Genomic DNA, 22,846 nt, shown 5'->3' on the forward strand with positions numbered 1-22,846 from the left:
CAGTGTTGTGTCGTGCACAAGATCGGTGAACGACGCCGTACTGTAGGAGCAGGGCTTGCCCGCGAAAGCGATCTGACAGGCGATAAAGATCTCGCGCCTTACAGATCCGACTCCTTCACCGCCCTCACCTTCCCCGCATCCAGCGCATACGCCGCGTCGGCCAGGTCATTGCTGACCTTCTCGATCTTCAGCGTGCCGGTCACCCACAGCGGCGTGTAGATATCATCCAGCTTCAACCCCTTGGGATACCGCACCAGCACCAGTTGATTGGGCGGCGGTGGCGGCACGTGGATGCAGGCGCCCGGGTATGGCACCAGGAAAAACAACGTGCTGCGGCCCTTGGCGTCGGTCTCCAGCGGCACCGGATACCCACCGATGCGGATGTCCTTGCCGTCCATCGCCGCCACGGTCTTGGTCGAATACATCACCGCCGGCAGGCCCTTGCTCTGCTTCAACCCCCCCTTGGCAGTAAAGGTACCGTCGCCCTCGGGCGTGTTGTGGGTGATTTCCGGCATTTGCTCAAGGGCTTTCTGGTCCGACTTGGGCATCAGTTCCAGCCAGTCGGTTTCCGGAAGTTCACCGGCATGGGCCAGGCCACTGCCCAGGAAAACAAGGGTCAAAAGAAGACGGCGCATGGGGAGACTCGAAAACAGAGAGGATGTCGCACATTCTAGCCCTCTCCGCCATGGCGGCAGAGAGGGTTTGATCGCCTGGATCAGTTTCTTCTGATCAGGTTGTAGATCACCAGCAAGACAATCGCGCCCACAACCGCACCGATAAAGCCGGCACTCTGACCCGCGTGATAGATCCCCAGCGCCTGACCACCATAGGTCGCCGCCAGCGAACCACCGATACCCAGCAGGATGGTCATGATCCAACCCATGCTGTCGTCACCTGGCTTGAGGAAACGCGCCACCAGGCCAACGATGAGGCCGATAAAAATTGTCCAGATAATGTGCATGGCATTTCCCTCGGTGAGTGTGCACAGTCAAAGCCTAGTCAGCACTTTGACATCCTGCCATCAGAGGCCGGCGGCAACCGTAGGTTCCCGCCGGCACTGACTATCTTTATTCGGCGATCAACGCCTCGACCCGCAGGATCTGCTCCTGCAGCGTGGCCTTGTCCGCGCAACGCAGCGTCGCGTGACCGACCTTGCGGCCGGCCTTGAACGCCTTGCCATAGTGATGCAGATGGCAATCGGCGATGGCAATCACCTGCTCCACCGGCGGCACGGCGCCGATAAAGTTGAGCATCGCGCTTTCGCCGACCTTCGCGGTCGAACCCAGCGGCAGCCCGGCAATCGCCCGCAGGTGGTTTTCGAACTGGCTGCACTCGGCGCCTTCGGTGGTCCAGTGCCCGGAGTTGTGCACCCGTGGCGCGATTTCGTTGGCCTTGAGGCCACCGTCGACTTCAAAGAACTCGAACGCCAGCACACCGACATAATTCAACTGCTTGAGCACCCGGCCGGCATACTCTTCGGCCAGGGCTTGCAGCGGATGGTCGGTGCTGGCCACGGACAGGCGCAGGATGCCGTTGTCGTGGGTGTTGTGCACCAGCGGATAGAAGCAGGTTTCGCCATCACGGCCGCGCACGGCGATCAGCGAGACTTCCCCGGTGAAGGGCACAAAGCCTTCCAGCAGGCAGGCGACGCTGCCCAGTTCGGCGAAGGTGCCGACCACATCGGCCGCGCTGCGCAGGACTTTCTGGCCCTTGCCGTCATAGCCCAGGGTGCGGGTTTTCAGCACGGCCGGCAGGCCGATGCTGGCGACGGCGGCATCCAGGTCCGCCTGGGACTGGATATCGGCGAAGGCCGGGGTGGGAATCCCCAGGTCCTTGAACATGCTCTTTTCGAACCAGCGATCACGGGCGATGCGCAGGGCTTCGGCGCTCGGATAGACCGGCACGAACTGCGACAGGAAGGCCACGGTTTCCGCCGGGACGCTTTCGAACTCGAAGGTCACCACGTCCACTTCGTCGGCCAACTGGCGCAAGTGATCCTGATCGCCGTAATCGGCGCGCAGATGCTCGCCGAGGGCGGCTGCACAGGCGTCCGGCGCCGGGTCCAGGAAAGCGAAGTTCATCCCCAGCGGCGTACCCGCCAGCGCCAACATGCGGCCCAACTGGCCGCCACCGATTACACCGATCTTCATCGTCATCAACCTCAGGCGACGCGTGGGTCTGGATTGTCCAGCACGCTGTCTGTCTGTTCTGCACGGAATTTCTTCAGCACGGTGTGGAAATGCGGGTGCTTGGCGCCCAGGATACTCGCCGAGAGCAGCGCGGCATTGATCGCGCCGGCCTTGCCGATGGCCAGGGTGGCGACCGGAATACCGGCCGGCATCTGCACGATCGACAGCAGCGAGTCGACGCCCGAGAGCATCGCCGACTGCACCGGCACGCCCAGCACCGGCAGGTGGGTCTTGGCCGCGCACATGCCGGGCAGGTGCGCCGCACCGCCGGCACCGGCGATGATCACCTCGATCCCGCGGGACTCGGCCTCTTCGGCGTACTGGAAGAGCAGGTCCGGGGTGCGGTGGGCGGAGACCACTTTCACCTCGTAGGGGATGCCGAGCTTTTCCAGCATATCGGCGGTGTGGCTAAGGGTGGACCAATCGGACTTGGAGCCCATGATCACGCCAACCAGTGCACTCATCGTCGTGCCTCTTCTCTTGGGCGCCCGCGGGCGCGTCAAAAAACAACAAGCCACGCGGGAGACCGGCGTGGCTTGTCATACGAATCGGGGCCGGGCAAGCCGGCCGAAGGCCGCGCAGTATACCGAAAAAAGTGCGTTAAACGCACCTTTACCGACCATCTGTCGTTTGCTGGATTTTAGCCGCTGAAGGCCGGTTTACCTGACTTTCAGGTCAATCCAAAAACACCGCATCACCTGTAGGAGCCTGGCTTGCCAGCGAAGCTTTTGGCGGTCTCGAGGGCCTCTTCGCGGGCAAGCCCTGCTCCTACAGTACGTCGTCGTTCACCGATCTTGTACACGACACAACACTGTAGGAGCAGGGCTTGTCGGATCGCCGCACCGCCGCGAAAGCGTCAGTCCTGGCGCCGCAAGACTCAAGGGCCCCATCGCCGGCAAGCCGGCTCCTACAGGTGGTGCGGTGTTCAGGTCGGGCCCGGCGTCTGTGCCGCCGCGCCTTCGAGCTTGCGCCACAACAAACGCACATTGGCCTTGCGCACCAGCGCACAGCGATACAGGCGGATTTCCAGCGGCACATGCCATTGCGGGCCGCCACACACCACCAGTTCGCCCCGCGCCAACTCGGCCCGGACACTGAGATGCGGCACCCAGGCAATGCCCAGCCCTTCCAGCGCCATGCTCTTCAAACTGTCAGCCATCGCGGTTTCATAGATAGTGGTGAAACGCAGATTGCGCTGGCGCAGCAACAGGTTCACCGAGCGTCCGAGGAACGCCCCCGCGCTATACGCCAGCAACGGCACGCTCACCTCGCCCTCCAGGTCGAACAGCGGCTGGCCATCCGGCCCCGTCGCACAGACCGGCAACATCTCGGTCTGCCCCAGGTGCATCGACGGAAAGATCTCCGCATCCATCTGCAACGCCGCATCCGGGTCATAGAACGCCAGCATCAAGTCACAGCCACCCTCGCGCAACGCATGCACCGCGTCGCCGACGTTGGTCGCCACCAGCCGCGTGGCGATATTCAACCCTTCATTACGCAACTGCGCGATCCAGCGCGGAAAGAAGCCCAGCGCCAGGGAATGCGCCGCTGCCACCTGCATGACTTCGCCCTGCCCGCCCTCCAGGTGATGCAGATGGCGCACCACCTCGCCCAGTTGCTCGACCACCGTGCGCGCCGTCACCAGGAACAACTGCCCCGCCGCCGTCAGCTCGATCGGCGTGCGCGAGCGGTTGACCAGGGTCAGCCCCAGCGCCGACTCCAGGCTGCGGATCCGTCGGCTGAACGCCGGCTGCGTGACAAAGCGCCGCTCGGCCGCCTGGGAAAAGCTGCGGGTCGCCGCCAGGGCACTGAAATCTTCCAACCATTTGCTTTCGAGATTCATCGGCGCCTCCCACCATGCGCACCATTTTGGTTCACACGCTCGTCATACACAACGCGTCACATCCACATTATGCCGTTTGTGCATAGGCCAGTGCTGAACAGCATTGGCCCAAAAATTCCCTCAAGCCTAGCATTGCCAACGTTCCGGCACCGACCGGGTTCTTATCGAGATGATTTCTATCATGTCCTCCGCTGCATCTTTCCGCACAGAAAAAGACCTGCTTGGCGTACTCGAAGTACCCGCCGACGCGTATTACGGCATCCAGACCCTGCGAGCGGTGAACAACTTCCGTCTCTCCGGCGTCCCGATCTCGCACTACCCGAAGCTGGTCGTGGCCCTGGCCATGGTCAAACAAGCTGCCGCTGACGCCAACCGCGAGCTCGGTCACCTGACCGAAGCCAAACACGCGGCCATCAGCGAAGCCTGTGCCCGTCTGGTGCGCGGCGACTTCCACGAGCAGTTCGTGGTCGACATGATTCAAGGCGGCGCTGGCACTTCGACCAATATGAATGCCAACGAAGTCATCGCCAACATCGCGCTGGAGGCCATGGGCCACAGCAAAGGCGAATACCAGTACCTGCACCCAAACAACGACGTGAACATGGCGCAGTCGACCAACGACGCCTACCCGACGGCCATCCGCCTGGGTCTGCTGCTGGGCCACGACGCCCTGCTCGCCAGCCTCGACAGCCTGATCCAGGCCTTCGCCGCCAAGGGTCAGGAGTTCAGCCACGTCCTGAAAATGGGCCGCACCCAGTTGCAAGACGCCGTGCCGATGACCCTCGGCCAGGAATTCCGCGCCTTCGCCACCACCCTGAGCGAAGACCTGGCCCGCCTGAAGACCCTGGCTCCGGAACTGCTGACCGAAGTGAACCTGGGCGGTACCGCCATCGGCACCGGCATCAACGCCGACCCGCGCTACCAGCAACTGGCGGTCGACCGCCTGGCCCTGATCAGCGGCCAACCGCTGGTACCGGCCGCCGACCTGATCGAAGCCACCTCCGACATGGGCGCCTTCGTGCTGTTCTCCGGCATGCTCAAGCGCACCGCGGTCAAGCTGTCGAAGATCTGCAACGACCTGCGCCTGCTGTCCAGCGGCCCGCGCACCGGCATCAACGAAATCAACCTGCCAGCGCGTCAGCCCGGCAGCTCGATCATGCCCGGCAAGGTCAACCCGGTGATCCCGGAAGCGGTCAACCAGGTGGCGTTCCAGATCATCGGCAACGACCTGGCCCTGACCATCGCGGCCGAAGGCGGCCAACTGCAACTGAACGTGATGGAACCGCTGATCGCCTTCAAGATCTTCGACTCGATCCGCCTGCTGCAACGCGCCATGGACATGCTGCGCGAACACTGCATCGTCGGCATCACCGCCAACGAAGCGCGCTGCCGCGAACTGGTGGAACACTCCATCGGCCTGGTCACCGCGCTGAACCCCTACATCGGCTATGAAAACGCCACCCGGATCGCCCGCATCGCCCTGGAAAGTGGCCGTGGCGTACTGGAACTGGTGCGCGAAGAAGGCCTGCTCGACGACGCCATGCTCGCCGACATCCTGCGCCCGGAAAACATGATTGCTCCGCGTCTGGTGCCCCTGAAGGGCTGAACTTCACCGGACTGCAACACGCTCACCAGGTCGAGGGACTAGACACCTCTCACCTTTTGAGGGCCTGAAGGTCACTCTTCAGGCCCTTTTTTTTACAACCGAAAGTAGGACGAAGGCTCTATCCCGGCCCCTGCCTTCACCAGAAATACCCTGCGCTTCGTCGTTTGTACTACAAACGAGTACAGACGACTGCGGTGCTCATAGGTATAGTGCCGCCCCTCTTCGCGTAAGCGATCCGCGGTACAGCGGCACTGAAACACGCGAAACAACACTAAAAACAACCCGCGCAAGCTCGGGATGAAAGATCGCCAGCCCACACTGCCCAGTGACATCGGGTGTAACGCGATATTTCGAACGAGCCGCCTTTGCATCAAAAAACAGCGAGGAACCATTCCATGCTTGAGGTCATCAACGACTTCCTCTCAGGGAAATTACTGATCGTGCTCATTGTCGGGCTCGGTAGCTACTTCACGATTCGTTCGCGATTCGTCCAGTTCCGCCATTTCCGCCACATGTTCACCGTCTTCAAAGAGTCCCTTCGTGGTCAAGCTGGCCAACTGAGCTCGTTCCAGGCCCTGATGCTGAGCCTCGCCGGCCGCGTCGGCGCCGGTAACATCGCCGGTGTCGGCATCGCCGTGACCCTGGGTGGCCCGGGTGCCGTGTTCTGGATGTGGGTCACCGCACTGGTGGGCATGTCCAGCAGCTTCTTCGAATGCACCCTGGCCCAGGTCTACAAGCGTGCCGATGGCGACGGCCTGTACCGCGGCGGCCCGGCTTACTACATCCAGCACGGCCTGAAGCTCAAAGGCATGGCGGTGGTGTTCTCCATCCTGCTGCTGGTCACCTACGGCTTCGCCTTCAACGGCCTGCAGTCGTACACCGTGACCCACTCGCTGCAGAACGCCTTCGGCTTCTCGCCGAACCACACCGGCATCGCCCTGGCGGTCCTGCTGGCGATCGTCTTCGTCGGCGGCATCAAGCGCATCGCCTCGGTTTCCGACCTGCTGGTTCCGGTCAAGACCCTGGCCTACATCGGCGTCACCCTGTACGTGATCTTCAGCCAGATCGAACACGTGCCGGCCATGCTGGAAACCATCTTCAAGAGCGCCTTCGGCCTTGACCCTGCGTTCGGCGGCCTGCTCGGCAGCGCCATCGTCATGGGTGTGAAACGTGGCGTGTTCGCCAACGAAGCCGGTCTGGGCAGCGCGCCAAACGTCGCCGCCGTGGCCGCTGTGAAGCACCCGGGCGCCCAAGGCGTGGTCCAGGCGTTCAGCGTGTTCCTCGACACCTTCGTGATCTGCACCTGTACCGCCCTGCTGATCCTGCTATCGGGTTTCTACACCCCAGGCTTCGAAGGTGACGGTATCGTCCTGACCCAGAACTCCCTGGCCGCCGTGGTCGGTGACTGGGGCCGCCTGTTCGTCAGCGTCGCCCTGTCGCTGTTCGTCTTCACCTGCATCCTCTACAACTACTACCTGGGTGAAACCAGCCTGCAGTTCCTGACCCGCAACCGCATCGTGTTGATGGTGTACCGCGCCCTGGTGCTGGCCCTGATCGTATGGGGTTCGGTGCAGAACCTGTCGACCGTGTTCGCCTTCGCCGACATCACCATGACCTGCCTGGCGTTCGTCAACCTGATCGCCCTGGCCATGCTGTTCAAGGTCGGCCTGCGGGTGATGCGCGACTACGACGCACAGCGCCGTGCCGGCGTCAGCCAGCCGGTGTTCGATTCGAGCAAGTTCGCCGATCTGGACCTGGACCTGGCAGCCTGGCCAACCCCGGGCCAAGCCGCGCCACGCGAGCAAGACGCTGTCCAGGGCGTGCCTGCCACGCAACGCTGATCGCTCCCGCGGGCGGCGCCCTGCCGCCCGACGCGACAGACCTTACCAGGTGGCGTCCTGCCACCTGACGTGACACACCTTGCGCACGCAGGCATGCTGCGGCGCACGGTGCATTCGTCCAGGAGAACCCGCAATGACTTCCGTCTCTTATCCTGCCGCACAACGCGTCATGGTCCTCTATACCGGCGGCACCATCGGCATGCAGGCCAGCGCCAGCGGCCTGGCCCCGGCGTCCGGTTTCGAAGCGCGGATGCGCGAACAGCTCAGCGACCTGAAAGTGCCGAACTGGTGTTTCCGTGAAATGGCCCCGCTGATCGACAGCGCCAACATGACCCCCGAGTACTGGCTGCGCCTGCGGGATGCGGTGGTCGATGCGGTGCAGGTGCAACAGTGCGACAGCGTGCTGATCCTGCATGGCACCGACACCCTGGCGTACAGCGCGGCGGCGATGAGCTTCCAACTGCTGGGGTTGCCGGCACCGGTGGTGTTTACCGGTTCGATGCTGCCGGCGGGCGTGCCGGACAGCGATGCCTGGGAGAACGTCTGCGGTGCGCTGGTCGCGTTGGGCCAGGGCTTGGCGCCGGGGGTGCACCTGCATTTCCACGGCGAAATGCTTTCGCCGACCCGTTGCGCGAAGATTCGCAGCTTTGGCCGGCATCCGTTTGCGGCGCTGAAGCGCACGGGCGGCGTGGCCAAGGCGCAGACCTTGCCGGTGCAACTGGGCTACGGTCAGGCCCGACAACTGACGACGGTCGGTGTGTTGCCGCTGGTTCCGGGCATCGCCGCCGCGCAGTTGGATGGCCTGATCGACAGCGGTATCCAGGCACTGGTGCTGGAGTGCTTCGGCAGCGGTACCGGGCCGAGCGATAACCCGGCGTTCCTCGCCAGCCTCCAGCGCGCGCAGAAACTGGGGATCGTGGTGGTCGCGATCACCCAGTGCCATGAAGGCGGCGTCAAGCTGGATGTGTATGAGGCGGGTAGCCGTTTGCGTGGTGTCGGCGTGCTGTCCGGCGGCGGCATGACCCGTGAGGCGGTGTTCGGCAAGCTGCATGCGTTGTTGGGGGCGGGTCTGGAGCAGGCTGAAGTGCGGCGCTTGGTCGAGCTGGACCTGTGTGGCGAGTTGAGCTGAACCACCTCGCTGACTGGGGTCCTGCTTGATCTCAAGAACACAAGGAACCTGTAGGAGCAGGGCTTGCCCGCGAAGCTTTTGGCGTCCTCAAGGGCCCCTTCGCGGGCAAGCCCTGCTCCTACAAGGTCCGTGTTCGGCCCCAAGACGGCAGTGTTGAGGCCAACCCATTCACTCACCGGGATTGAAAAAACCTGGGCAGAACAACCTCAGCACCAGACAAATCGCTTTTTCTTGAGCGACATTTCCTAGAAAATCCCAACGCCTTGCGCCTGTCCAGCCACGTGACTAGTCTCCGTTTGTCACTGCCCAATTGCAGTGAACGGGTTTAGTCGCCCGAGCTCAATAGGCGCACAGCGCCCCCATACCTTATGGCCGGCGTTTTTTATGCCCCCAGGTTTATGGTGGCTGTGCGTAGGGCACCCTCGGGTGCGCCGGTTTCCTATTGGCCGGTCGACTAACCTGCGTACAGCCGCCACCCCCTTCGTTTAGTCGCGAACAGTGTCGGCTCCATGACATCAATAGGAGTCATCGCATGGATAAAATCGTCCCCGATCCGCCCAGCAGGACCGCCCGCGCCCGGATCACCGCCATTCTCAAGAAAGCCAATGCCGACCTCTTGCAGGTCCTCAACAGCCAACGCCACGAACCGCCGTTGCTCGCCGCCCTGAAAGAAACCGCCGCCCGCCCCGGCTGCGTCAACGACGGCCGTCACCTCTCGCTGTTCAACGTGCAGGAAGGCATCAGCGCCGAGCAGGCGCTGATCCATGTGTCATTGATGCTGCGCTGCGCCGAAGAGGTCTCCGATGAAATCACCGAATACGGCAGCGGCGTCGAACGCGGGCTGATCTGGTCGATGATCCATTCGGTGGAAATGGCCCGGGCGGTAGTCGATGCGTTGTTGGCGGGGTCGCAACCGACACCGACCTGAAACGCCCCCCTAGCTTTTGTGGGAACGGAGCCTGTGTGGGAGCGGAGCTTGCCCGCGAAGAAGACGCCGCGGTTTTTCAGAGACACCGCGTTAACGTTCTTCGCGGGCAAGCTCCGCTCCCACATCAGATGGCACCACACCACAAAATCCGTGCTGTCCCCATCCGTCAGCCGTCGGCACACAACTTGCTCGATTCCCATACCTCCCATGGATGGAATCGAGCATGCTCCACTCCCACCTCACCACCCTCAACGCCGTCTCCCTAGTGCTCAACGCCTTCCGCGACAAGGGTTTTGCCAGCGATGCGCTGCTGGCCGGCAGCGGCATCAGCGCCGCCGACCTGAGCCGCGCCGACACCCGCATCACCACCAACCAGGAGATGCAGGTGTGCGCCAATGCCGTGGCCCTGCGCCGGGAAATCGGCCTGGAACTGGGCCGGCGCATGCATGTGTCGGCCTACGGCATGCTCGGCTATGCCCTGCTCACCAGTGCCACCTTCGGTGACGCTTTGCGCCTGGCCCTGCGTTATCCGGCGCTATTGGGAACACTCTTCGAACTGAGCCTGGAAGCCGACGGTAAGCGCATCTGGTTCACCGCCGCGGACTATCGGGAAAACCCGCAGTTGGCGGTGTTCAATACCGAGCTATGCCTGGTCTCGCTGAAAGTCATCTGCGACGACCTGCTGGGACACCCACTGCCCTTGCTGGCGGCGCGCTTCGAGCACGAAGCACCGGACTATCAGGCCAACTACAGCGACAGCTTCGACTGCCCGCGGCAATTCTCGGCCGACAGCAACGCGTTCGCCTTCGACCGGCACTGGCTGGAACAACCCTTGCCCCTGGCGGACGCCATTACCCACCAGGCCATGGCCGAGCGTTGCCGCAAGCACAACCTCGAGTTCACCGGCCGCCAGGCCTGGCTGGGGCGCATCCGCCAGTTGCTCGCCGCGCAACTGCACACCGCGCCGGGCCTGGAGGGCCTGGCCGAGCAGATGAAGTGTTCGGCCCGCACCCTGCGCCGACACCTCAATGACCTCGGCTGCAGCTATCAGGAACTGCTCGACGAACTGCGCTTCGAACGCGCCAAACAACTGCTCGGGGAAGCCCGGCTACCGATTCACCGCATCGCCGATGAGCTGGGCTTCAGCGAAACCGCCAGCTTCCGCCACGCCTTCGTGCGCTGGAGCGGGGTCAGCCCGAGTCAGTTCCGCCCGTAAGACGCGAACAGCGGCTCAGAAGCGCAAGGTCCATTCACCCTGAACACCGTGCAGTTGGCGATTGTCGGCGATTTCCCCGGTATAACCGACGCCCAGGGCATGGTTCTCGGAGAAGCGCCAATCCAGTCCCGCGTCCACCACCAGGCTGTCGCGATCCAGCGTGGCGCTGCGGATCTCGAACGCATCGCCGCCCAACACGGACGACTGCATGACGGCATGGGTGAGGCCACCATACCGGTGTTTCCAGCCGGCGCTGAGGCGCGGCGCCAGGCTCATGCCGCGATCCAGCTGGTGCTGCTGGGCAAACCGCGCACCCAGGGTACTGCGCAGATTGCCTTGGGAGTGGGCCTTGACGCTCAAGGCCGCATCGCCGCCTTTTTCCGTGTAGCCGCGACGGTGATAGCGCTGATAGTCGAGGCCGGCAAAGGGCTCCACACTCAGGTTGCCAAAGCCCAGGGCGTAGCCGATCTCGCTGAACACCTGCTGGCTGCTGGCCTGGTGCCTGCCCGATAGGCGCTCACTGAAACCACCGAAAGCTACATCACGCCGGGTGTTGCCATCATGGCGACTATGAACGGCACCGAGACGGGTCGCCCAGGGACCGCTCTGATGCAGCGCGTACGCCCCCAGATGCCAGCTGTCGATCGTACCCTTGAAATGGCTGCCATCCAGGCGCGTCTGCGATTGACCGCCCACCACCCCGAAGCGCCAATCGGCGGCCCGTGCCCAGTCGCTGCCGATCAGCAAGCCTTGGGTCTTGCGCTGCATGGCCTGATCGTTCTGCTGGCTGCTCTCGAATTTACCCGCGTTACCCAGGCCGTGAACCCACACCCGGCCCTTTGCGCCACGGCTATCCGCATCGAACGCCAGCGTCGCAGGTCTGCCGGAGGAGGTCTCGAAGCCGGGCAAACGACGGTCGTCGCTCCACTGACGCATCGCCGAGAGCATGCCGCCACCGACCTGGCCGACCCCGCCCAGGGTCGCATTGCCCAGGTTGGCATTGTGGCTGCCCGAAAGCTGACTCATGGCGATTCTCGCCGTCGCGGCGTTACTCGTGATCAGGCTGGAGACCAGGGCCGGGGGCTGCGAAGCCTGCCCGACCGCGACAGGCGTCGCAGCCGTGGTGTCATCGACATGCTGCCCGTCGGGCGCAGGGGCCGGGGCAAAATACGCGGTCTGCCCGAGGCTCGCGGCCAGGCGCTTGGCGTTCCCGGATTCGGCGATCTGTTCCAGGGGCACATAGTTGCGGCTATAAATCAGCCCGACATCCGTGGGGGTATAGGACAGCCGGTAGGTCATGAAGGCCAGATCGCTGACCACCTTGTGAAAGGCGCCTTCAACTTGGCCGGCCCGCAGGACCGTATGCGCACTGGCCGACGGCACACTGTCGGCGGTGGGCCGCAGGACCAGCGTCGCCCCTTGCAGATAGGCCGTGCCACCAACGTCGATGGTCGAGCTGCCGCCATCGCGGTCAATGCCATACACCAGCATCGAAGAAGGGCCCATCGTGAGATCACGCGTGACGATAGGTGCACCCGACTGGGAGTTGGCGAACATCGTCCCATGGACCACCAGGCTGTCGGTACTACCGCTGCCGGAATAGACACCAAACTGATCAACCCAGGTGGCGCCGGTGATCCCACCGTTATTGATCAACTCCGCGCCGTTGCCGACACGGGCCTGGGCGCTGAAATCCGCCGGGCCGGTCAAGGTCCAGGTGCCCTGGTTGACCGACAGTGATTCAAAATTGCGCGTGTTCCCCAACATGCCGCTGCCGCCCTCGAGAAGCAACAGGTCCGACCCGCTACCACCGTCGATGGCCCCGAACACCTGGGAGCCGCTGTACAGCGCCAAGGTATCGTTGCCGCCCCCCAGGTCTATCGCCGTGCCGGCGCGGTAGGCACCTTTCATATAGGCGCTTGCGGTCGAGCCATGGGGGTCCTGGTTTTGTATGTAGGTGGTTTCGATCAAGCCATGGTTGGTCACGCTGTCATCGTGATTGCCGTTGAACTTGATCCCCCGGTGCCCACGAATAGTGCCGCGGTTCACCACATTGATCGGACCTTTGCCCTGGCCCAGGATGCCAAAGCTGGGCCCCTGGATCAGTGCATCCTCGGCGTTGACCACCAGGCCGCGGCCTATCGAGATCCCTGAAGAGGTGCCGACACCCTTAGGCACATCGGCCTCGATAACGCCGTAGTTTTCTATCCGCGCCAGCCCGTCGATCCTGACCCCGTTGTATTCCGTGAGATACACACCGTCGGCACGATGGCCGGAGATACGCCCCCAGTTCAACACCGTGCCGTTACCGTAGGCACGGACACCCGAACCACTCAGGCCTTTCACCACCCCATCGTTGCGCAGGGAGATATTGCGCCAGGTAAAAAGCCCATCGGCGCTAGACGCCATGATCGACGAGGCATCGCCCAGATGCTCCACATACAGCGTGTCGCCCCGGCTCACCCGGCTGGAAGCCAGCAGGGGTGGCGCGAAGGCAGTGCAAAGGGCTAGCGCAACGGCCCAGCCAAGGGGGTGTTGTATCGGCGGCATGTCATTCCCTACCTGGAGTTATCGGAGGCGAGAATGTATCCATCCCTATCAAGGACCACTGTCGGGCAAAGCGGATCGCGGCGGCAGGTTGCCTCTGCAAGGCTGTCCGAAAAAATCCGTGACAACTAACCCCCGTGCGTGCGCCTTTTCAGGCCACGGCGTCGCCCTTCGCTCCGTTCAGGGGCGAAATCAGGACATATATTTTGGCCATATCGATCCCCTTTTGGCCGCTCCCACCGTTCTCGCAAAGGCGCCGGGCATCAAGAATGACGCCAAGCCCACGCTATCGGAGAACAATAAATGCTGACGGTCTATTCCGACGATCACCACCTGCACCACGGCCGCTGCGAGCTGATCGACGGGCAATTGATGCCCTGCTTTGAAATGCCTTCGCGGGCCGACCATGTGCTGGCCCGCGTGCAGCATCAGGCCCTCGGCCCGGTGCGCGAACCGGAGGATTTCGGCCTGGAGCCGATCCGCCGCGTGCACGACGAGGCCTACCTGAATTTCTTCCAGGGCGCCTGGGAGCGCTGGGCCGCACTAGGCCATGACGGCGATCTGCTGCCCTTCACCTGGCCGGCCCGCACCTTGCGCCGGGTGATCCCGAAAAACCTGCACGGCGAACTCGGCTACTACAGCTTCGACGGCGGCGCGCCGATCACCGCCGGCACCTGGCAGGCAGCCTATAGCGCGGCCCAGGTCGCCCTCACCGCCCAGGCCGAGATCCAGCGCGGCGCCCGCAGCGCCTTCGCCCTTTGCCGACCACCGGGACATCACGCCGCCAGCGACCTGATGGGCGGTTACTGCTACCTGAACAACGCCGCCATCGCCGCCCAGGCCTTCCTCGATCAAGGCCATCGGAAGGTCGCGATCCTCGACGTCGACTACCACCACGGCAACGGCACCCAATCGATTTTCTATGAGCGCAGCGATGTGCTCTTCACCTCGCTCCACGGCCATCCGGAAGCCGAGTTCCCATTCTTCCTCGGTTATGCCGACGAGCTCGGCGAAGGCGCCGGCGAAGGTTTCAACTTCAACTATCCGCTGGCCGCCGGCACGGCCTGGGACCAATGGAGCGCGGCGCTGGAACAGGCCTGCGGCGAGATCGAACGCTACGCACCCGATGTGCTGGTGGTTTCCCTGGGCGTGGACACCTTCAAGGACGATCCGATTTCCCAGTTCAAGCTCGACAGCCCGGACTACCTGCGCATGGGTGAACGCATCGCCCGCCTGGGCAAGCCGACGCTGTTCGTGATGGAAGGCGGCTACGCGGTAGAAGAAATCGGCATCAATGCCGTGAACGTACTCGAAGGTTTCCAATACGCTCAATGAGGAATTAGAAGAATGAACAAGCTCAAGCGTCTTATTGCCCCAGCCCTTTGCGCCACCGTGCTCAGCACCGCCGTCCATGCCGAGGAGCGCACCCTGCGGGTCTACAACTGGTTCGACTACATCACCCCCAAGGCCCTGGACGACTTCAAGGCCCAGAACACCCAGGTCAAGCTGGTCTACGACATCTTCGACACCAACGAAGCCCTGGAAGCCAAGCTGCTCACCGGCAACTCCGGTTATGACGTGGTGGTGCCGTCCAACGTGTTCCTCGCCAAGCAGATCGAGGCCGGCGTGTTCCAGCCCCTGGACCGCAGCAAGATCCCGAACTGGAACCACCTCGATCCCAAGCTGATGAAGCTGATCGAGGCCAACGACCCGGGCAACAAGTTCGCCGTGCCCTACATGTACGGCACCATCCTGATCGGCTTCAACCCGGCCAAGGTCAAGGCGGCGCTGGGCGACAACGCGCCGGTGGACAGCTGGGACCTGATCTTCAAGGAAGAGAACATCAGCAAGCTCAAGCAGTGCGGCGTCGCCCTGCTCGACTCACCGTCGGAGATCCTGCCGCTGGCCTTGCAGCACCTGGGCCTGAACCCCAACAGCAACAACCCCAAGGACTATGAAAAAGCCGAGGCGCTGCTGCTGAAGATCCGTCCGTACATCACCTATTTCCACTCGTCCAAGTACATGGCGGATATTGCCAACGGTGACATCTGTGTGGCCGTCGGCTATTCCGGCAGCTTCTCCCAGGCCGCCAACCGCGCCAAGGACGCCAAGAACGGCGTGGTGGTGGACATGCGCCTGCCCAAGGAAGGCGCGCCGATCTGGTTCGATATGCTGGCTATCCCCAAAGGGGCGAAAGATACCCAGGACGCCTACACCTTTATCAACTACCTGCTGCAACCCCAGGTGATCGCGCCGATCAGCGACTTTGTCGGGTATCCGAACCCGAACAAGGACGCCACCGAAATGGTGGATCCGGCGATCCGCCACAACGCCAACCTGTACCCGACCGAAGCGGCGATGAAGACCCTCTACACCTTGCAGCCCCTGGACCAGAAGGCCGAACGGGCCCGCACGCGGGCCTGGACCAAGATCAAGTCCGGGATCTGAGTGTTGCCCCCGCCCCCTACAGGGGGCGGGGGCGATCTTCAGGCACTCGGTGGCAGGAACAACGCCGCTGCCAGCTTGGGGCCGATGTCTCCACGCCAGATAGCATCGACTTTGCTTCCGGCGCTCTCCTGGGCCCGCTGAAAACTGAGCCCTTTAAACCGTTGCTCGCGGGTCTTGAGGTGAGCCTTGGAAAAACGGGCCGCCGGCGTGGTCGCGCTCAGGTAATGGAAATGCGCGTACCACAGCGGCCTGCCCTGCCGGTCGCGAATCTCGTACTCATCGAGGAAGTCGTTGCCCTTGCCGCCGGAGATATCCCGGCGCTCACCCAGCTTGTGGACCGTGATCTGCTCTTCCTGCGCCAGGAACTCAACGGCGGCGGCGCTCGGCAAGCGCTTCTTGGTCAGGTTGACCCGCAGACTCAGCCCCTTTTTGTTCAAGGTGCTCGCGGCCTGCTCCAGGTCGGCAATCAAAAACCGCGGAGACTGTGAAAGCCCCTGGGTCAAATCCCGCAGTTCCCTGCCGAGCGCTGAAAATGGCTGCGCCTTCATCCCGAGCATGTCCTCGATATCACGCGGGACCTGCACCAGGCTCGCACTGCGTTCGGCGTCCGCCAGCAGCGTCGGCACGCTCTCCAACAGATCACGGGCCTTCTTCTCCAGCGACTTGAGCTTCTTCGCGGCACGTACACTCAATTCGCCCACGCCGCCCAGCAGGCGCAGGCCGCGATCCAACTGCCAAAGCCCCGAGCTGTCGCGCCTCAACCAGGGACCCTGTCGCGCCGGGTGGCGGTCATCAATGATCACCACCCCATCGAGTTTGCGCGACACCCGAAACCAGGCATCGTCGACCCGGGCATAGAAAAGCTTGTCGCGCCGATACAGACCTTTCCAGTCGCCCGACTCCAGCAAAGTGCCGGGCGCCTCGGACAGCGACAGCTTGAACTTCTCGAGCCGGACCAGCTCGGAAGCCGTGAAGAGTCGGTCCGGGCGGGTCCAGGCAAAGACCAGTTGGTTCGCCGCGCTGACGGCAGGTTCCTTGATCACCGCGTTACTGAGGACCGGCCTGGGGCGCACGCCCCCGGCTTGCCCGATCAGCGGCCGACGGTGATACACCAGCACGACCGCCAGGTTCAGCAAGACATCGGAGAACGCCACCCAGGGATGGGACGCATGGGGATCGGCCAAGGCCTTGAGGCTGGAGAGCAATTGCACAAGCCAGCCGAAACCCGCCAGGGGCCCAGGCAACAAGGGCTGTAGCAGGCCGAACAAGGCCCAACCCAGATCGACGAAACGGTTCCAGCGATCCTCGGCATTGGACACCGAGTCCGCCTCGGCCTGCGCGATCAACGCCTCGACGCTGGCGGCGAACAGTGCCGCGCAAAACGACCCGGACAGCGGCGTGGTGTCCAGCGCAGCCGGCTCAGGAGTGTCCGGGATATTCCAATCGGAGTTGGTCACCCGGGTCAGGTGCGGCTCCTTGAATCCGCCATCCTCATAGGTTGAACGCCTTGCGCTGTCCAGGCCGTCGAGGACCGACTGCTGCAAAGGTCCCTCCCGCTGGATGGCCGTCAACAAGCCGGCCCAGGATGGAAACTCAAGCAAGAGCACCCTGGCGCCGGGGCGGCACAGCACCTGCGGGCCCTGGGCCGTCGCCTGCGGGCCAATCACAAACATATTGCGCACCCGGTCCGCCGTGGCACCGGGATGCGCCAAAAAGGCCAGGGGCCTGACCACGATGGGCTGCCCCAGCACCTCACGGACGCCAACGTCCCGGGTCACCACCGCCTCGACATAAAGACGGGCGGTCTCCGTCAGTTTCCGCTCGAGCCGCAGCTCCAGCGCCCACATCGGCAGCAGGACCCGCAGGTAGTCGGTAAACAGCCCTTCTTGCCGGGCTCGTTCGGCCTGATCGCGCTGCAATTTCTGCCTGAGCAACTCGGGGTAGGTCCTGCCGATATCGGCGTCGCTCACCGCCGTGCGCAGCGCGTCATAGCTCATCCAGGGAGGCGCTGTCCGACCCTGGTAATGAACCTGCGCCAATGCGCCAAGAGGGAAGGCCTCAAGGTTCTTCAGCGCCATGGCGACATAATCCTGGGCCTGTGACTCATAGCGAGCGTCAAGCGCACTGTCGACCATTTCGGAGGGGCTGTTGGCGATACGCGTCAGGGTCACGCTGATATCGCTGACCGACACGCTCGCGGCCGCTGGATATTTCGCCTGCAAACTCGCCCGCAACGACTGGCCGGCAAAGGTCCGGATATCGGGAATGCCATCGAGAAACGCCTTGCCGGCATGACCCCGATGCACCGTCGCAAGCGCCGCCACGTAACGACCATAACGCGTGCGATCCGCCGCCGACGCCTTGCGCAACGCCTCGGGGAGCAAGTCATCCAGGCTCGCCAATTTCGCCTCGTGACCGGAACGAAAGGCACCGAACAAGGCCTGCAAACCAGTCAACTCACGCAGGTGTTGCTCAAGGGCCTCCGGGTCGCGATAGTCACTTGGCTTGATCGCATCGATGGCCTCCAACTGGCGTACCAGCAGGCTCACGGTCAGGGCATCGAAGATATGATGGTCCGGCGAGTAACTCCTGAAACCCGAGTCCTCGCCGCTCAATGTCACGCTCAGGGACTCTTCAAGCGCTCGGGTGGAATCGAAGGTTTCGATCCCGCCGAACAGGCTGTAAAGCAAGACGATCTGGCGTTCGCCGACCCAATGGCTGATAACCAGTGCCTGGATGCGCAAGGGCTCGGGACCCTTGATGCGGCTATCGATAATAGGGATATAGGCCTGTGCGCAATCACTGCCGAACTTGGCCTCGCGCGCCTTCAGGTCGGGATAGTCGAGCACTGCACTCACACCGGCCAATTCATCGCCCGACAGCGCCGCGCACGCCAGGCGCAATTGCGCCGCGAAGAATTCGGAAAGGCGCTGCCAGGGGGCGATATCCCCCGCCAGTGGCGAGTTCCAGAAGTCCACCAGACCCTGTTTGTACGCCTCCAGCAACAACGGAGCCCACTCGTCCAGCAGCGTATCGAGCATCTCAACGCTCAGGGACAACTGCTCCGGATGCTCCGCGCCCGGGTAGAGCGTCACATAGCTGCCGGCCGGACATATCCGCTTTTCTTCGCCCAGCAAGCGCTCGATCAACAAGTGCGCCAGGGTCAGGACCCGGTATTCCACCTGATTGCCGCACGGTTCCGGCTCGATCAGCGCGGCATGGATAAGCCGCTCGCCCTGCGCCGGGTAGTGATCTTCCAGCATGTCGCGGACCAGGCCGGGCGCCACGCTTTCCAGGGTCGGGCGCTGGGCAAAATAATCACTGAGGGTATAGACCCTCTCAGCCTGTTCGCTTTCGCTCAAGGTCGCGCGAGCAAGGGGGGAAGTCATGTCGATTTATCCTGGTGGCGGGTTCCGGGAATAAATAAACATCGACCGCGCGAGGGTATGCGGTAGCCGGTTAATACCCTGCGCGGCTAGACCTTCCAGACCGTGCGCAAGCGCGCCAGCGCCGACTCGATATCCGCCTCCGGCACCGCCGCGAAGCCCAGTACCAAACCAGCACGCCGGTCTTCGGGCGGTTCGGGCTGAGTGATCCAGTAGCTGCTCAAGGGGCTGATTTCGACACCGACGCTCTCGGCTTGCGCGATCAACTCCCGCTCCCGGGACAGACTCTCCACCGGCACCGTCAGGTGCAAGCCCGCCGCAACCGCCGGCAAGTCGCCACAGCCCGGGATATTCGCCGGCCAATGGGCCAACAAGGCGTTGCGCCGACTCAGCGCGGCCCGGCGCATGCGGCGGATATGCCGCTGGAAGTGCCCGGCGGCCATGAACTCGGCCATCACCGCCTGGGTGCTGACCTCCGAGTGCCGCATATCCAGGGCGCGGCGCTGGGCAAAGGCCTCGACCAGCGTCGGCGGCAGCACCAGGTAGCCGAGGCGCAACGCCGGAAAGGCGATCTTGCCGAAGGTCCCGACATACAGCACCCGCCCCTGCCGATCCAGCGCCGCCAAGGGTGCCAGCGGCGCGCCGCTGTAGCGGTACTCGCCGTCGTAGTCGTCCTCGACGATCCAGCCGCCAGTGCGCTCGGCCCAGGCCAGCAGCTCCAGGCGCCGGGCCAGGCTCATGATCACCCCGGTGGGGTATTGATGGGAGGGGGTCACATAGGCCAGCCGACAGTCCGGCAATTGCGCGAGTTCGACGCAATCGAGCCCCTCATGGTCCACCGTCACGCCATGCAGCGTGGCCCCCGCCACCGCGAAGGCCAAACGGGCCGCGCGGTACCCGGGATTCTCCACCGCGACGCCATCGCCGGGGTCCACCAGCAACTGTGCACAAAGGCTAATGCCCTGCTGCGCGCCACTGGTGATCACAATTTGCTCAGGCGTGCAGGACAGGCCCCGAGAGCTGCGCAAGTAAGCCGCGATCAGGCCGCGCAAGCGCGCCTCCCCCGCCGCCTCGCCGTAACACAGCAACTGCAAATCCGGTTTACGCCAGAAAGCCGCCTGCAGCTTGGCCCAGACGCCAAAGGGAAACAGGTCGAACGCCGGCACACCCACCCGAAAAGCCCGCGGCGGACCGCTCGGTGGCTTGTGCATCGGGTTGCTCTCGATGCGCTCCATGGCCAGATTGTGGATAACTTTACTGGATGTAACCCCAGCGGTTTCGGTCGATTTTGTGGATAACCCTGTGGGTAAGCCTGTTGAAAACCCTGTGGATAGTTTTGTGGACAACTTTTTGATCGGCAGGGCTTTTTCCGGCAACTGCGCCACGTAGGTGCCATCGCCGATCCGGCCCTCGATAAAGCCCTCGGCGTAGAGCTGGTCATAGGCCCGCACCACGCTGTTGCGGGAAATCGCCAGGGCGCTGGCCAGGTCGCGGCTGGCCGGCAGACGGCTGCCACTCGCCAGGCGCCCGTCCAGCACCCGCAGGCGCAAGGCCTGATAGAGCTGGCGACTGAGTCCCTTGGCCGGATCGAGGTAGATCCCGGCGGGGTCGAACGGCAGGGGCAACGATGGACTGGGCATGGCATTGGACCTATGAAAATCGCCGACAATGGCTCTTACAACCAACCAATAGCCTGCCTAGGATGCAGGTATTCGCCAAGGAAAATTTCCATGTACACACCCAGCGCCTTTTCCGAACAAGACCTGCTCACCCTGCAGCAACATATCCAGGGCACTCGCCTGGCGACACTGGTCACCCATGGCAAGCTCGGCCTGCAAGCCATCCATGTGCCGCTGTTGCTGCGCCCCGAGCAAGGTCCCAATGGCACGCTCTATGGCCATCTGGCCCGGGCCAATCCGCAGTGGCAGGAACTGGCGGAGGGCGGTGAAGTGCTGGTGATCTTCCCGGGGGCCGATGCCTATGTCAGCCCGTCCTTCTATCCCGCCAAGGCAGAGCACGGCAAGGTCGTGCCGACCTGGAATTACGTGGCCGTGCACGCCTACGGCCAGGCCGAAGTATTCGATGACGCTGATCGCCTGCTCAACCTGGTCAGCGCCCTGACCGACCGCCATGAAGCGGGCCGGGACAAGCCGTGGAAAGTTGCCGACGCCCCCGCGCCGTACATCGAGAGCATGCTCAAGGCCATTGTCGGTTTTGCCATACCGATCCAGCGCCTGGAAGGCAAACGCAAGCTCAGCCAGAACCGCAGCGCCGCCGACCAAGCCGGCGTGCAACAAGGGCTGGCGGCCAGCGCCGACAGCCAGGACCAAGCCCTCGCCCAATTGATGTGCTAAGGAGTCACCATGAGTTCCATCGAGATCCGCCCGGTCAGCGCCGCCGACCAGGCCGTTTGGCGCCCGCTGTGGCAGGCCTATCTGAAGTTCTATGAAACCGAGCTGCCGGACGCGATCTACCAGTCGACCTGGCAACGTTTTCTCGACCCGGCCGAAACCACCAACGCCGCCCTCGCCTGGCAGGACGGCAAGGCCGTGGGCCTGGTGCATTTCATCTACCATCGGTCGAACTGGAGCGTGCAGAATTCCTGCTACCTGCAGGACCTGTTCGTGGCGCCCGGCCAGCGCGGAACCGGGTTGGGACGGCTGCTGATCGAGCATGTCTATGCCACGGCGGCCGAGGCCGGGTGCAATAAAGTCCACTGGCTGACCCACGAGACCAACGCCACGGCCATCCAGCTGTATGAACGGATTGCCGAGCGCCCCGGTTTCATTCAATTTCGCCAAGCGTTGTAAGCCTCAAGGAAAGCCTCATGTCGATATCCCTAGCAAACTGGAAAGGCGCGCCGGCACCTTCGGCCCAGCGTCTGGAGGGGCGTTTTATCGTCCTGGAAAAACTCGATCCGGCCCGCCATGGCGACGATCTCTGGCAGGCCCTGACGGGCCCCGGCGCCGATCCCAAGCTCTGGGATTATCTGCCTTACGGTCCATTCCCGGAGCGCAGCGCCTTCAATGACTGGCTGAACAACCATGCGGCCAATAGCGATCCGTATTTCTTCAGCGTGGTCGACAAGGCCAGCGGTGAGGTCCAGGGCATTCTCAGCCTGATGTCAATCGTCCCGGCCCAGGGACGTATCGAAATCGGCCACGTCACCTTTGGCGCGCCGATGCAGCGTTCGCCCAAGAGCACCGAGGCGGTCTATCTGCTGGCCAAGGAAGCCTTCGCCATGGGTTACCGGCGCCTGGAATGGAAGTGCAACAACGACAACGCCCGCTCGCGTACGGCGGCCGAGCGTTTGGGCTTCAGCTTCGAAGGCGTGTTCCGCCAGCATATGGTGGTCAAGGGCAGGAACCGCGATACGGCGTGGTACAGCATTATCGATTCGGAATGGCCGACGGTGAATGCCGGGTTCGAGCGCTGGTTGTCGGAAGAGAACCTGACCGAGGTCGGGCAAATCAAGTCCCTGGTCGAGTGCCGGGGTTAACCGGACAGCCTGAAAGCGCAGCGCCCCTCGACCTGAAAATACGGTGGCTGACGCGTCAGCCACCGTAAGACCACAGGGTCATAAAACACACCTCGAATCGTCACCAAACCGGTGACATATCTTGCAAAAGACGGGTAAAAATCCCGACATTTATCGATTACATGGATAGATACATTTCGGCCTCAATTTTCCAGGAGGTCGAAATTCCATGCCA

18 protein-coding genes are annotated in these 22,846 nt (G+C 63.1%); 10 read left to right on the plus strand and 8 right to left on the minus strand.

Going from position 1 to position 22,846, the window contains the following annotated elements; all coding sequences use genetic code 11:
• Positions 1 to 98: 98 nt before the first annotated feature.
• The 5 genes from M5C56_RS07160 to M5C56_RS07180 all read right to left on the minus strand — a co-directional run bounded on the left by M5C56_RS07160 (position 99) and on the right by M5C56_RS07180 (position 4,032).
• Positions 99 to 635, minus strand: coding sequence for a DUF3299 domain-containing protein (locus M5C56_RS07160; RefSeq protein ID WP_103499412.1), 537 nt, complete (start codon positions 633 to 635; stop codon positions 99 to 101).
• Positions 636 to 715: 80 nt separating this feature from the next.
• Positions 716 to 961, minus strand: coding sequence for a GlsB/YeaQ/YmgE family stress response membrane protein (locus M5C56_RS07165; RefSeq protein ID WP_103499413.1), 246 nt, complete (start codon positions 959 to 961; stop codon positions 716 to 718).
• A 106-nt stretch (positions 962 to 1,067) separates the two neighbouring features.
• On the minus strand, positions 1,068 to 2,150 hold the full coding sequence (locus M5C56_RS07170; protein WP_103499414.1) for a 5-(carboxyamino)imidazole ribonucleotide synthase: 1,083 nt from the start codon (positions 2,148 to 2,150) through the stop codon (positions 1,068 to 1,070).
• An 11-nt stretch (positions 2,151 to 2,161) separates the two neighbouring features.
• Positions 2,162 to 2,653: a 5-(carboxyamino)imidazole ribonucleotide mutase gene (gene purE / locus M5C56_RS07175; RefSeq protein WP_040071792.1), complete on the minus strand. Its 492-nt coding sequence runs from the start codon at positions 2,651 to 2,653 to the stop codon at positions 2,162 to 2,164.
• A gap of 461 nt (positions 2,654 to 3,114) precedes the next feature.
• Entirely contained in the window at positions 3,115 to 4,032 is a 918-nt protein-coding gene (locus M5C56_RS07180) for a LysR substrate-binding domain-containing protein (RefSeq protein ID WP_103499215.1), read from the minus strand.
• A 181-nt stretch (positions 4,033 to 4,213) separates the two neighbouring features.
• On the opposite strand from M5C56_RS07180, the gene aspA reads away from it, so the two are divergent.
• From aspA to M5C56_RS07205, 5 genes are all read left to right on the plus strand, one after another.
• The gene (gene aspA / locus M5C56_RS07185; protein WP_103499214.1) at positions 4,214 to 5,638 is read left to right on the plus strand and encodes an aspartate ammonia-lyase; all 1,425 of its coding nucleotides are present in this window, start codon (positions 4,214 to 4,216) and stop codon (positions 5,636 to 5,638) included.
• Positions 5,639 to 6,033: 395 nt separating this feature from the next.
• On the plus strand, positions 6,034 to 7,479 hold the full coding sequence (locus M5C56_RS07190; RefSeq protein WP_103499213.1) for an alanine/glycine:cation symporter family protein: 1,446 nt from the start codon (positions 6,034 to 6,036) through the stop codon (positions 7,477 to 7,479).
• Between the two features lie 133 nt (positions 7,480 to 7,612).
• The gene (locus tag M5C56_RS07195; RefSeq protein ID WP_103499212.1) at positions 7,613 to 8,608 is read left to right on the plus strand and encodes an asparaginase; all 996 of its coding nucleotides are present in this window, start codon (positions 7,613 to 7,615) and stop codon (positions 8,606 to 8,608) included.
• Positions 8,609 to 9,140: 532 nt separating this feature from the next.
• Positions 9,141 to 9,536, plus strand: a complete 396-nt coding sequence (locus M5C56_RS07200) for a hypothetical protein (protein WP_103499211.1) — start codon at positions 9,141 to 9,143, stop codon at positions 9,534 to 9,536.
• Between the two features lie 223 nt (positions 9,537 to 9,759).
• Positions 9,760 to 10,752 carry an AraC family transcriptional regulator gene (locus M5C56_RS07205; RefSeq protein WP_103499210.1) on the plus strand — a complete coding sequence of 331 codons (993 nt, stop codon included), beginning with the start codon at positions 9,760 to 9,762 and terminating at the stop codon, positions 10,750 to 10,752.
• 15 nt (positions 10,753 to 10,767) lie between these two features.
• On the opposite strand, the gene M5C56_RS07210 is transcribed toward M5C56_RS07205, so the two are convergent.
• Positions 10,768 to 13,302 carry an autotransporter outer membrane beta-barrel domain-containing protein gene (locus M5C56_RS07210; protein WP_103499209.1) on the minus strand — a complete coding sequence of 845 codons (2,535 nt, stop codon included), beginning with the start codon at positions 13,300 to 13,302 and terminating at the stop codon, positions 10,768 to 10,770.
• 300 nt (positions 13,303 to 13,602) lie between these two features.
• Between M5C56_RS07210 and M5C56_RS07215 the strand changes: the two genes are divergently transcribed.
• Both M5C56_RS07215 and M5C56_RS07220 read left to right on the plus strand, forming a co-directional pair.
• On the plus strand, positions 13,603 to 14,634 hold the full coding sequence (locus tag M5C56_RS07215; protein ID WP_103499208.1) for a histone deacetylase family protein: 1,032 nt from the start codon (positions 13,603 to 13,605) through the stop codon (positions 14,632 to 14,634).
• 12 nt (positions 14,635 to 14,646) lie between these two features.
• On the plus strand, positions 14,647 to 15,747 hold the full coding sequence (locus tag M5C56_RS07220; RefSeq protein WP_103499207.1) for a polyamine ABC transporter substrate-binding protein: 1,101 nt from the start codon (positions 14,647 to 14,649) through the stop codon (positions 15,745 to 15,747).
• A 38-nt stretch (positions 15,748 to 15,785) separates the two neighbouring features.
• On the opposite strand, the gene M5C56_RS07225 is transcribed toward M5C56_RS07220, so the two are convergent.
• Together M5C56_RS07225 and M5C56_RS07230 are read right to left on the minus strand one after the other, a co-directional pair.
• Positions 15,786 to 19,136: a DUF6543 domain-containing protein gene (locus tag M5C56_RS07225; RefSeq protein ID WP_103499206.1), complete on the minus strand. Its 3,351-nt coding sequence runs from the start codon at positions 19,134 to 19,136 to the stop codon at positions 15,786 to 15,788.
• A gap of 86 nt (positions 19,137 to 19,222) precedes the next feature.
• Positions 19,223 to 20,773 (minus strand): PLP-dependent aminotransferase family protein, encoded by a 1,551-nt coding sequence (locus M5C56_RS07230; protein ID WP_103499205.1) that lies wholly within the window; start codon positions 20,771 to 20,773, stop codon positions 19,223 to 19,225.
• 90 nt (positions 20,774 to 20,863) lie between these two features.
• On the opposite strand from M5C56_RS07230, the gene M5C56_RS07235 reads away from it, so the two are divergent.
• Genes M5C56_RS07235 through M5C56_RS07245 form a run of 3 tightly spaced genes read left to right on the plus strand, consistent with a single transcriptional unit; the run spans position 20,864 to position 22,632 of the window.
• Positions 20,864 to 21,487 (plus strand): FMN-binding negative transcriptional regulator, encoded by a 624-nt coding sequence (locus M5C56_RS07235; protein WP_103499204.1) that lies wholly within the window; start codon positions 20,864 to 20,866, stop codon positions 21,485 to 21,487.
• A 9-nt stretch (positions 21,488 to 21,496) separates the two neighbouring features.
• Positions 21,497 to 21,943 (plus strand): GNAT family N-acetyltransferase, encoded by a 447-nt coding sequence (locus M5C56_RS07240; RefSeq protein ID WP_103499203.1) that lies wholly within the window; start codon positions 21,497 to 21,499, stop codon positions 21,941 to 21,943.
• A gap of 17 nt (positions 21,944 to 21,960) precedes the next feature.
• A complete protein-coding gene (locus tag M5C56_RS07245) occupies positions 21,961 to 22,632 on the plus strand; it encodes a GNAT family protein (RefSeq protein WP_103499202.1) in 672 nt (223 codons plus the stop codon).
• Positions 22,633 to 22,846 lie beyond the last annotated feature (214 nt).

The sequence above is a fragment of the Pseudomonas sp. MWU13-2862 genome (assembly GCF_023242495.1).
In the GTDB taxonomy this organism is placed as follows: domain Bacteria; phylum Pseudomonadota; class Gammaproteobacteria; order Pseudomonadales; family Pseudomonadaceae; genus Aquipseudomonas; species Aquipseudomonas gingeri_D.

Coding starts and splice junctions, on each gene's coding strand:
- M5C56_RS07160 (WP_103499412.1), bottom strand. CDS start 635: ATGCGCCGTCTTCTTTTGACCCTTGTTTTCCTGGGCAGTGGCCTGGCC.
- M5C56_RS07165 (WP_103499413.1), bottom strand. CDS start 961: ATGCACATTATCTGGACAATTTTTATCGGCCTCATCGTTGGCCTGGTG.
- M5C56_RS07170 (WP_103499414.1), bottom strand. CDS start 2,150: ATGAAGATCGGTGTAATCGGTGGCGGCCAGTTGGGCCGCATGTTGGCG.
- purE (WP_040071792.1), bottom strand. CDS start 2,653: ATGAGTGCACTGGTTGGCGTGATCATGGGCTCCAAGTCCGATTGGTCC.
- M5C56_RS07180 (WP_103499215.1), bottom strand. CDS start 4,032: ATGAATCTCGAAAGCAAATGGTTGGAAGATTTCAGTGCCCTGGCGGCG.
- aspA (WP_103499214.1), top strand. CDS start 4,214: ATGTCCTCCGCTGCATCTTTCCGCACAGAAAAAGACCTGCTTGGCGTA.
- M5C56_RS07190 (WP_103499213.1), top strand. CDS start 6,034: ATGCTTGAGGTCATCAACGACTTCCTCTCAGGGAAATTACTGATCGTG.
- M5C56_RS07195 (WP_103499212.1), top strand. CDS start 7,613: ATGACTTCCGTCTCTTATCCTGCCGCACAACGCGTCATGGTCCTCTAT.
- M5C56_RS07200 (WP_103499211.1), top strand. CDS start 9,141: ATGGATAAAATCGTCCCCGATCCGCCCAGCAGGACCGCCCGCGCCCGG.
- M5C56_RS07205 (WP_103499210.1), top strand. CDS start 9,760: ATGCTCCACTCCCACCTCACCACCCTCAACGCCGTCTCCCTAGTGCTC.
- M5C56_RS07210 (WP_103499209.1), bottom strand. CDS start 13,302: ATGCCGCCGATACAACACCCCCTTGGCTGGGCCGTTGCGCTAGCCCTT.
- M5C56_RS07215 (WP_103499208.1), top strand. CDS start 13,603: ATGCTGACGGTCTATTCCGACGATCACCACCTGCACCACGGCCGCTGC.
- M5C56_RS07220 (WP_103499207.1), top strand. CDS start 14,647: ATGAACAAGCTCAAGCGTCTTATTGCCCCAGCCCTTTGCGCCACCGTG.
- M5C56_RS07225 (WP_103499206.1), bottom strand. CDS start 19,136: ATGACTTCCCCCCTTGCTCGCGCGACCTTGAGCGAAAGCGAACAGGCT.
- M5C56_RS07230 (WP_103499205.1), bottom strand. CDS start 20,773: ATGCCCAGTCCATCGTTGCCCCTGCCGTTCGACCCCGCCGGGATCTAC.
- M5C56_RS07235 (WP_103499204.1), top strand. CDS start 20,864: ATGTACACACCCAGCGCCTTTTCCGAACAAGACCTGCTCACCCTGCAG.
- M5C56_RS07240 (WP_103499203.1), top strand. CDS start 21,497: ATGAGTTCCATCGAGATCCGCCCGGTCAGCGCCGCCGACCAGGCCGTT.
- M5C56_RS07245 (WP_103499202.1), top strand. CDS start 21,961: ATGTCGATATCCCTAGCAAACTGGAAAGGCGCGCCGGCACCTTCGGCC.